The organism is Protofrankia sp. CiT1, from assembly GCF_917627335.1.
In the GTDB taxonomy this organism is placed as follows: domain Bacteria; phylum Actinomycetota; class Actinomycetes; order Frankiales; family Frankiaceae; genus Protofrankia.
Genome location: NZ_CAKJTP010000122.1, coordinates 1,460 through 11,705 on the forward strand (window position 1 = coordinate 1,460; position 10,246 = coordinate 11,705).

The 10,246-nt window shown below is 70.8% G+C and carries 7 protein-coding genes; 5 read left to right on the forward strand and 2 right to left on the reverse strand.

Annotated features, from left to right (window positions below):
• Both ileS and MJ785_RS16620 read right to left on the reverse strand, forming a co-directional pair.
• The coding region (ileS, locus tag MJ785_RS16615; protein WP_370652967.1) for an isoleucine--tRNA ligase at positions 1–3,109 on the reverse strand (3,109 nt) is incomplete at its 3' end.
• A 353-nt stretch (positions 3,110–3,462) separates the two neighbouring features.
• On the reverse strand, positions 3,463–4,164 hold the full coding sequence (locus MJ785_RS16620) for an HNH endonuclease (RefSeq protein ID WP_239312361.1): 702 nt from the start codon (positions 4,162–4,164) through the stop codon (positions 3,463–3,465).
• Between the two features lie 383 nt (positions 4,165–4,547).
• Between MJ785_RS16620 and lspA the strand changes: the two genes are divergently transcribed.
• The 5 genes from lspA (at position 4,548) to MJ785_RS16645 (ending at position 10,243) form a co-directional block, all read left to right on the forward strand.
• Positions 4,548–5,162: a signal peptidase II gene (gene lspA / locus MJ785_RS16625; protein WP_308194852.1), complete on the forward strand. Its 615-nt coding sequence runs from the start codon at positions 4,548–4,550 to the stop codon at positions 5,160–5,162.
• 50 nt (positions 5,163–5,212) lie between these two features.
• A complete protein-coding gene (locus MJ785_RS16630; RefSeq protein WP_370651714.1) occupies positions 5,213–6,118 on the forward strand; it encodes an RluA family pseudouridine synthase in 906 nt (301 codons plus the stop codon).
• Positions 6,115–7,170, forward strand: a complete 1,056-nt coding sequence (locus tag MJ785_RS16635) for a hypothetical protein (RefSeq protein WP_239381663.1) — start codon at positions 6,115–6,117, stop codon at positions 7,168–7,170. Before MJ785_RS16630 ends, MJ785_RS16635 begins: the two co-directional genes overlap by 4 nt.
• A 31-nt stretch (positions 7,171–7,201) precedes the next feature.
• Positions 7,202–8,683, forward strand: a complete 1,482-nt coding sequence (locus MJ785_RS16640) for a hypothetical protein (protein ID WP_239381665.1) — start codon at positions 7,202–7,204, stop codon at positions 8,681–8,683.
• 108 nt (positions 8,684–8,791) lie between these two features.
• Complete coding sequence (locus tag MJ785_RS16645) at positions 8,792–10,243, forward strand: DUF2252 domain-containing protein (protein WP_239372900.1); 1,452 nt, start codon at positions 8,792–8,794, stop codon at positions 10,241–10,243.
• The last annotated feature ends 3 nt before the right edge of the window (positions 10,244–10,246 follow it).

Genomic DNA, 10,246 nt, shown 5'->3' on the forward strand with positions numbered 1-10,246 from the left:
CCCGCGTGAAGCTCACGGCGAGGACCTCGGCGGCCACGGCGGAGCCGTGCTCCAGCAGGGCCTGCGCCGTAGCCGGGGTGTCCGCCGACCAGCGGATGTCGACGCGGTCGGTGATATCCAGGCCGGAGGTCTTGCGGGCGTCCTGGAGGACCCGCACCACGTCCCGGGCGATGCCGGCGCGCCGCAGCGCGGGAGTGATCTCCAGATCGAGAGCGACGGACAGGCCTGACTCCGATGTCACAGCCCATCCCTCCCGGGGCGTTTCGGTGATGATCAGATCATCGCCGTCGAGGTCGAGCCGATCCCCGTCCACCTCGACGGTGAGGCGGCCGTGCACGGGCGGGCCGGCGGTCGCGATGGCCGCCGCGACCAGCGGGGTCCGCTTGCCGAACCGGCGGCCCAGCGCCCGGAAGTTCGGCTTCACGGTCACGTCGACCACGTCGGCGGTGGCGCCCTCGACGGCGGCAACGTTGAGCTCGTCGGCGATCTGGGCGCGCAGGTCCGCGGGCAGCCCGGCGAACTCGGGCGCCGCCACGACCGCGCGTGCCAGCGGCTGGCGCGTGCGCACACCGCTGCTCGCTCTGGCTGCCCGGCCGAGCTCGACAAGGCGGCGGACGAGGTCCATCTGGGCTGCCAGCCGGGTGTCCACGAGATCATCCGCGGCCCGCGGCCAGTCGGCCAGATGGACCGAGTCCGGGGCCTGCGGCCGGACGCCGACGACCAGCTTCGACCACAGCGCGTCGGTCAGGAACGGCGTGAACGGGGCCATCAGCCGGGTCAGGCCGTCCAGGCAGGTGTAGAGGGTGTCCAGGGCGTCCGGATCGGCCTCCCAGAAGCGCCGCCGGGAGCGCCGCACGTACCAGTTGGACAGGTCGTCGATGAAGCGGGCCAGGCATCGGCCGGCCCGCAGCGAGTCGAACGCGTCCAGCGCCTCGGTGACCTCCGTGATGGCCGCGTGCAGTTCCGAGAGCACCCAGCGGTCGAGCACGGGGCGCGTCCGCGGGTCGGACGCGGGAGCACGGCCTGGTGCCCAGCCGCCGGCATTGGCGTAGAGGACGAGGAACGACGCGGTGTTCCAGTAGGTCAGCAGCACCTTGCGGACGATGTCCTCAAGGGCCTCATGACCGACCCGGCGGTCCGCCCAGGGGGACCCGGCCGCGAGCATCAGCCAGCGCACCGCGTCCGCGCCGTGCCGGTCGAACAGCTCGAACGGGTCCAGCACGTTACCGATGTGCTTGCTCATCTTGCGGCCGTCGGCGTCGAGCAGCAGGCCCAGGCACAGCACGGTCTCGTAGGCGGAGCGGTCGAACACCAGCGTCCCCACGGCCATCAGCGTGTAGAACCAGCCACGGGTCTGGTCGATGGCCTCGCAGATGTACTGCGCCGGGTACTGGCCCTCGAACTGTTCGCCGTTGCGGTGCGGGGCTCCCCACTGGGCGAACGGCATCGCTCCGCTGTCGTACCAGACGTCGATCACTTCCGGTACCCGCCGCGCCACCGCCGCGCAGGCCGGGCAGGTGATCGTCACGTCATCGACGAACGGCCGGTGCGGGTCGAGCGCGGACAGGTCACGCCCGGCCAGGCCGGACAGTTCCAGCAGCGATCCGACGCAGGTCAGGTGGGCCGGATCGGCCGTGCAGCGCCAGACCGGCAGCGGCGTGCCCCAGTAGCGGCTGCGCGACAGCGCCCAGTCGACGTTGCCACGCAGCCATTCGCCGAACCGCCCGTTCTTGATCCGTTCGGGGTGCCAGTCGGTGCGTTCGTTCTCCGCCAGCAGCCGGTCAGCGATCGCGGTGGTCCGGATGTACCAGGACGGCAGCGGATAGTAGATCAGCGGCGTGTGGCAGCGCCAGCAGTGCGGATAGCTGTGGGTGTAGTCCTCGGCCCGCCACAGCACCCCACGCGAGCGCAGATCGTCGATGAGGGCCGCGTCCGCGTCCTTGAAGAACACCCCGCCGACCAGCGGGGTGCCGGCGAGGAACCGGCCGTCCCGGCCCACCGGGTTGACCACGGGCAGGCCGTAGGCGCGGGCGACGGCGAGGTCCTCGGCGCCGAAGGCCGGGGCCTGGTGCACCAGCCCGGTGCCGTCGGTCGTGGTGACGTAGTCGGCGAGCACCACCGCATGCGCGGGCCCGCCGCTGAAATCCGTCATCGGCAGCAGTTCGAACGGCCGGGCGTAGGTCACGCCAGCGAGATCGCTTCCCCGAAGAGTCCGGATGACCTCGGCGTCCGCGCCCACCGCGGAACCGAGCAGCGGCTCGGCCACCAGCACCAGCTCACCGTCGCGCCCGCCAGCCGCCGTCCGGGCGACGACATAGGTGACGTCGGGATGCGCGGCGACCGCGGTGTTGGACACCAGCGTCCATGGGGTGGTCGTCCAGACGAGCAGGCTCACCCCGGCGTCACTGAGCGGGCCGGAGGTCACCGGGAAGCGGACGTACACCGAGGGATCGACCACGTCGGCGTATCCCTGGGAGACCTCGTGGTCGGACAGGGGGGTCTCGTCGCGCGGGCAGTACGGCGTGACCCGGTGGTCCTCGACGAGCAGGCCCTTGTCAAAGATCTGCTTGAGGGACCACCAGACGCTCTCGATGTAGGGGGTGTCCATCGTCCGGTAGGCGTTGTCCAGATCACACCAGTAGCCCATGCGCTCGGTCATCCGGGAGAAGTCCGCGACGTGGCGCAGCACCGACTCGCGGCAGCGGGCGTTGAACGCGGCGATCCCGAAGGCCTCGATGTCGCTCTTGCTGGTGAAGCCCAGCTCCTTTTCCACGGCGAGCTCCACCGGCAGGCCGTGGCAGTCCCAGCCGGCGCGGCGCGGGACGTGGAAGCCACGCATCGTCCGGTAGCGGGGGAACAGGTCCTTGAAGACCCGGGCTTCGACGTGGTGGGTGCCGGGCTTGCCGTTGGCGGTGGGCGGACCCTCATAGAAGATCCACTGTGGCCCGTCCGCGGTCGCGGCCAGTGAACGCTCGAAGACCTTCAGGTCCTTCCAGCGCTCGAGGACATCACGCTCGAGGGCGGGCAGGTCAACCTGGGTCGGCAGCGCGGGGAAGGCCGGCATCGTGTGAGCGGGCATTTCGTGGGCGGGTGTTCCGTGGCTGGGCATCGCAGGTCTCCGTCGGGGATCAAGCTCCAACGGAGGGACGACACCCCGCGGTACCCGGCATCTCACCGGGGCGCGGTGGTACCGCGGTACCACCCTCCTTGCCGTTCAGGACGCCGGTACGCGGCAGCCTGGACGACCACTCTTCACACGCGGTACCGGATCTACTGAGGGCGGGTGACACCCTGTTCTTCCGGCAGCTCAAGGGTGATCTTCACGACGCGCTGGCCGCCGGGCTTCCACCGTCCCCGGTTCGCTGGACACCCGTCACCGGCCGTCCCTGGCTGCGCCCGCCGCTACTCGTCCCGTCATCGCCGTCCGCTACGACCAGCGTAGTGGACGGCGGGATCCCACCATCACCTACCCGCACTCGTCGGACGATGGGGACGGCCGGTGTGGTGGCCGGTGCGCTGGTTCGTGCCGTCCTGGCCGGGTACCTGCGCGCGGGGGACGGCCCGGCGCCGTGGCCGGCGGATCGGCCGGCGGGCCACGGGCGCGTGGGTGCTTCCGGAGCCACCGCGCAGCGCCCGCACCGGCCAGTAGACAGCGCGGATCAGACCGGTACAGCGCCGCAGCGACAGCCCGAGCGCGCGGGTCCCGAGCGGCCCCCGGTAGCGGTCGACCTTGTGGACGCGGGTGTGGCAGTGGTGGCAGATGGGCACCAGGTCCCGGTTGGACTCATGCCCCGAGCCGGCGCGGAAATAGTCGACGTGGTGTGCGTGGTAGCCGACGCCGGACGGACCGTCGCGCCACGGCTTCCCGCAGATGTGGCACGGACGCTTGCCGGTTTCGGTGAGCCACCGCCGCCGCCTGGCCCGCCACTCGGGGCCGCCCACGTACTCGCCGTGGCTGCGGTAACCGTTCAGTCGCAGGGTGATGTGGAACCGCCCGCGCTCGATCCACCGGTCCACATGCCCGGCGATGCTGAGCGCCACGGCGACGCCCAGGATGATCCCGATCCAGTGCAGTGTCCGGCCGGAGGCCAGCTGCCACCAGCGGTCAGCCGCCGTCTGCGCGATGCCCCATAAGGCGTCGAAGGCGTTCGCCACTCTACTCACTCGCCGTTCACTCGCTCACCCTGTCCTGGTCCCCGGGAGTCTTCGAACCGAGAGGCGATTATGGCCCGTTCTGTCCGTCGGCGCCTCGGGCCGGCTCGAGGCACCGGCACTGAGGTGTCGTCACTCGTCACTCGTCCCGCGGCTTGCTGGGGAAGGGGAACCGCCGGTAGCGGTCCTGTACGGTGCGGCCGAAGCCCGGCTCCGGTCTGTCGGGGGAGCCGGGAAATGAGGGGGAAGCTTCGGCAGGCTCGCGCACCACACCATCAGGTTCTGCTCACCCGGCGACGGGAAGACGGCCAGTGGTTGGCTGGCTGGCGGCGGTGGTGCGGGTCTGGCCGTGGGGTGATCCAGCCATGGTGTGGCCTGGCCGTAGAGTAGGCCAGGTGCAGGAGACGTCAGCCACCGGTGAGAGTGGGACTGCCGGGTCGCGGGACGGGCCACCAGCGGCGGTGGCCGGGGATGCGGCGCGGGCGGCCACGCGGTCGGCTCGGGCGGTGGCCACGCTGGTAGGCGCGGGTCTCGTGGTCGTCACCACAGACGCGATCACGAAAATTGTCGCGGTGGCGCATATGTCGGACCGGGCGCCGATCGATCTGATCCCCGGTGTGCTCGACCTTCGGCTCACCCGCAACCCCGGGGCCGCGTTCAGCCTCGCCGGCGGTGCGACCGTGCTGTTCAGCCTGGTGGCCGTCGCGGTCGTCGTGGTCATTGTGCGGACCGCCCGGACCTTGAAGTCCACACCGTGGGCGGTGGTTCTCGGGCTCCTGCTCGGCGGCGCGCTCGGTAACCTCAGCGACCGGGTCTTCCGGGCACCGGCCCCGCTGCGCGGGCATGTTGTGGACTGGATCCACCTGCACCACTGGCCGGTTTTCAACATCGCGGACTCGGCGATCGTGATCGGCGGGATCCTCGCGGTCATCCTCGGGGCGCGGGGTGTCGGCGTCGACGGGCAGCGTACGACGGAAGCACGTGACCTGACCGGTGAAAGCGAGAAGTGAGCGGCAGCGGGGGCCCGTTAGTGGGCGGAGGGGACAGACGCGCCCTGCCGGTGCCTGACGGGTTGGACGGCCTGCGGCTGGACGCGGCCATCGCTCGGATGTTCGGGTTATCCCGGACGGCCGCGGCCGCGCTTGTTGATGCCGGCTACGCCAGCGTCAACGGGACGGTGCGGGGCCGGTCCGATCGGGTGACCGGCGGCGCGTGGCTTGACGTCGAACTGCCGGCGGCGCCGCGACCGGTCCAGCTGGAGGCGACCCCGGTGCCCGGCCTCGAGGTGATCCATGATGATGGTGACATCGTCGTGGTGAGCAAGCCGGTGGGCGTGGCCGCCCATCCGGCTCCCGGCTTCGGCGGGCCGACCGTGATCGGCGGCCTCGCCGCCGCTGGCTACAGCATTGCGACCAGCGGTGCTGCCGAACGTCAGGGCATCGTCCACCGCTTGGACGTCGGCACCACGGGAGTCATGGTTGTCGCGAAAAGTGAGCACGCCTACACCGTGTTGAAGCGCGCCTTCCGGGAGCGGGAGGTGGAGAAGATCTATCGTGCTCTGGTGCAGGGACATCCTGATCCGTCCAGTGGCACGGTGGACGCACCGATTGACCGTCATCCGCGCAAGCCGGGCCTTTTCGCTGTGGTTGCCGATGGGAAGCCAAGCGTCACCCACTACGACACCGACGAGGCCTTCCGGGCCGCGTCCCTGCTGTCGGTGCGCCTTGAGACGGGCCGGACCCACCAGATCCGCGTGCACATGTCGGCCTTGCGGCATCCCTGCGTTGGTGATCTTTCTTACGGCGCTGACCCGGTTCTCGCCAGCAGGCTTGGGCTGGCCCGGCAGTGGCTGCATGCCGCTCGGCTGTCCTTCGCCCATCCCAGGGACGGGCGGTGGATGACGTTCACCAGCCCTGATCCAGCCGATCTGGCGGGGGCGGTGTCCCTGCTCCGGCAGCAGTCATGATTGCCGTCGGGGGCCAGGCGGTACGGGGTCCGCTGGTTCAGCGCGGACCTGTCGGGCGCGGGGTGGCGCGGGCGGCGGCCCGATCCGCGCGGGCGGCACGGGCTGTGCTGGACCAGCTTGACCGCCTGGATGACCGCGCGCTCCCGGTTGTGCGCCGGGTCTTTGATGCCGTAGCCGTGCGCGCGATGCACCTCCGCGCTGGGCTGCCGGCCCGCGCCGGGGCGCCGGCCCGGACGCGGGACATGGTCGTCCCGTTGTGGGCGCGGTCCGACCGGCCGGTGCCGGCCGGTGCCGGCGATAGCGACGGCGATGGTGATGCCCTGGCCGGGCAGGTCGCCGCGCAGCCCGCGCGGGCCTGCCCCGACGATGCCGGGACCGCCGCGTGGGTGGGCGGCGCGCGTCGCGTCGCCAGCAGGCTGGCGCTCGAGCGGACCGCACGGATTATGACGCTGGGGGCGGTCGGCGTCATCGGGGTGAGCGCGGTCGCGGCGCTGTGGCGGGGGCCGGCCGGTGGACGGGTCGATGTCGCGACGGACAGCGTGCGGACGTCCCTGCGCCCGGCCGAGTCGACGGACGGTTATCTGGCCGCGGCCCAGGCGCGGCTCGCCGTGCTGGCGCTCGCTCCCGAGCAGCCCGACATCTATGCGGCCGTCAGCTTCCCCGGCTACCGGACGCCGGAACAGACACGTGCCCTGCTCGGCGACTTGCGCACCGTGCGGGTGTTCTTCCGGGTTCCCCCTGACGGGCCGATCCTGACCACCGATGTCGGGGACCCGGCTCGTGACATCCCGGCCGCGTTCACGCGGGCCGCTGAGAGCGCGGCGTACCGTGTTGGCACCGCCGCTGACGCCGTCACGCGGGAGCGTGCCGAGGACGAGGCGGTGGCCCTGAGCGGCTCCTGCGCCTGCCTGTACGGGGCGGTTGTGCGGGCCCCGGCCGATCAGCTTGCCCTCCTCGCCGCGATGGCGTCGGTTCGGCTGGTGGACACCGCGCCGCCCGGTACCTCCGCGCCCGCGCCCACCCTTGTTCCGCTGCGGCCCGAGCAGCGTTGAACCACGTCGAACCGCGTTGAACGGGCGGTGGATGTGGCGGGCATGCCGGGCGCCGTTGGTTGCCGCCGTCCTGCTGGCCGACATGGTGGGAGGCGGCGGGGCCGGTGGCGCGTCGGCCGCCCCGGGGACTCCGATCACGCTGGAGCGCGCGGGCCCCGCCTACCCGTTGACGCTGCGTGCACGGACCGGTGGTGAGGGCCTGCTGGAGGTCAGCGCCCAGGCACCCGGTGCCGACTGGGCGACCCGGGGCGCCGAGTCCGCGGTGGTGTCGGTGGCGGTGGACGGTCAGCTCGCCACCGACATCGTCGTGCTGTCCGCGCGGGACATCACAAGCCGCGTCCAGCTTGGCTATGTCCATGCCGGTATCCACACGCTCACGCTCGCCTTCGACCCGGACGCGTCCGCGGCAGCCACCCGGACGGTGACGCTCCGAGTGCTGTCGGCGTCGGTCTCGCCCTCCCCGGAGGCGGCAACACCGGTGTCACCGGCAACACCGGTGTCCGGCGCGCTCGCGCTGGCACATGCCCCCGTTCTGTACGGACGCTCCCTGCCTGCCGGTGGCGGCCGGTTCCAGAACAGCCACACCGACACCCCGCTCCTGGCCTGGCACACCCGGACAACCGTGCCAGCCGGCACCGTGCCAGCCGGAGCTGTGCCCGTAGAGCCTGGTCACACCGTGCTGGAGTACAGCGTCATGTGGAGCAACGAGGACGGCGGCAACGGTGCCGACGCCGCGTCGCAGCAGGCGCTCTGGGGACGGTTGACCGACATCGAGTGGGTCTACCGGGTCGAGGTCGACGCAAGCGGGTCCACGGTGCCGGGGAGCGCCTTTTACCAGGGACCGGGCCACGTGGCATTGCCTTTCCGCGGGCGTTTCGAGCATGGGCATCCGCTGCTCCAGACGTGTACGACCAACAACATGGTGTGCGACGTGGTTGTCGATGCCGGTATGCGGTTTCTGCTCGCCGCCGACCGCGAACCCGCGCCGGGGCAGGCCCGGGAGCGGATGATGGACGCTTTTCCCTGGACCTATCAGGTCTGTGCCGCCGAGGTACGGCGGGAGGGAAAGATCGAACCGGTGGCGTCGCCGGACACGCCCGCGCTGTCGGACCCGCGTAACTACCTGTACATCGTGATCCGTAAGACCACCACAGGACTGGCCGGCCCTGGTCTCGGCTGGGTCGGCGCGGCCGTGGGTGTCCGGCTGCGGGAGAACCCCGGAGTCCTCTACCGATCAGACCATTTCATCACGGGCTGGTCGCTGCGCCGGGACGGCGCCGTGGCCACCGCGGTTGAACTGCCCGCGGGGACACGCCTTGCCGACGTGGCGGCGATCGAAGTGGCGCGAGTGCGGACCGGCGTGCTCGACCTCGGGTCAACGATCACGGTGACCGGGGTGGACCGGGCGTTCATGCTGGGCGTCGACATGATGCCGGCGGGCGGCTCCCTGACCTGGTCGGGCACTGTCACCCTCACGGCCAGCCGCCCGAACGGGGTTCTCCTGCGGCGCTGATCAGCCCGCCGGCGCCGATCAGCTCTCCGGCAGCGCTGCCGGCGGGTTGGTCATGAGGACGCGGGGGCAGGTTCTGTCCGCGACCGACATCCCGTGGAGAGGATCTCGATGAACACGTTGACAGAACCTGCCCCATCCGCGAACGGGCGCCGTGCCCTGCACGTCGGCGGTCGTTTCGCGACTCCGGACGCCCGCGCCGCCCGCGGGCGGGCGGCGCGGGCCACGGCTTCCCGCTCCAGCCATGCCGAGTTCTCCCCGTCATCACGGCGACCCGACCCGATCGACGTGATCGAGCGACAGTCGTCCACCCGCCTGCCCGAACTCGTGCCGATCCGGTACGGCCGGATGATGGAGTCGCCGTTCCGGTTCTACCGGGGCGCGGCGGCCATCATGGCCGGTGACCTTTCCAGGACACCGCGGACCGGGATAACCGTGCAGCTCTGCGGTGATGCCCATCTGGTGAACTTCCGCCTTCTCGCGTCACCCGAGCGACGCCTGATGTTCGATATCAACGACTTTGACGAGACGCTGCCCGGCCCCTGGGAATGGGACGTCAAGCGGCTGGCGGCAAGCCTTGTCATCGCGGGCCGGCACAACGGGTTCAGCCGGGCCGAAAGCCGGTCGGTGGTGACAACCATGGTCCGTTTCTACCGGGAGTGGATGCACCGGTTCGCGGCTATGGGCAACCTCGCCGTCTGGTACACCCGTGTCGACGTCGAGCGGCTCGAGGCCGAGTATCTGGATCGGCTCACGAAGGCCCGGCGCAAGCGGGTGGAGCGGACGGTGGGCGCGGCGCGGCGCCGTGACAGCCTGCGGGCCTTCGAGAAGCTGACCACGATCCGTGATGGTGAGCGCCGGATTGCGGCGGACCCGCCGTTGCTGGTACCGATCGCCGACCTGTTTCCCGGGGTCGAGGGTGACGCAATCGCGGAACAACTGGCGGAGGTGATTGGACAGTACCGGGTGTCCCTGTCACCGGACCGTCGCGTCCTGCTCAGTCAATACCATCTTGTTGATGTCGCCCGCAAGGTCGTCGGGGTTGGCAGCGTCGGTACCCGTTGCTGGATCGTCCTGATGCTCGGCCGCGATGACCAGGACCCGCTTTTTCTCCAGGTGAAGGAGGCGGACGTCTCGGTGCTCGCCGACTATCTGCCGGCGAGTGAGTACGCCAACCAGGGCGAGCGCGTTGTTTCCGGGCAGCGGCTGATGCAGGCGGCCAGCGACATTTTTCTCGGTTGGCACCGGGCGACCGGTCCGGACGGCCGGCAGCGGGATTTCTACGTCCGCCAGCTGTATGACTGGAAGGGCATCGCGCCGGTTGACGAGATGCCCCCGGCGAACATGCGGTCGTTCGCGGCCCTGTGCGGTGCGACGCTGGCTCGTGGGCATGCCAGGTCCGGGGACCGCATCGCCATCGCCTCCTACCTTGGCAACAGCGACGTGTTCGACCGGGCTCTTGCCGAGTTCGCCGAAGCGTACGCCAACCAGAACGAGCGCGACCACGCCGCGCTCGTCGAGGCCGTGAAGTCCGGCCGGGTCACCGCCGAGTCCATCGACTGACCC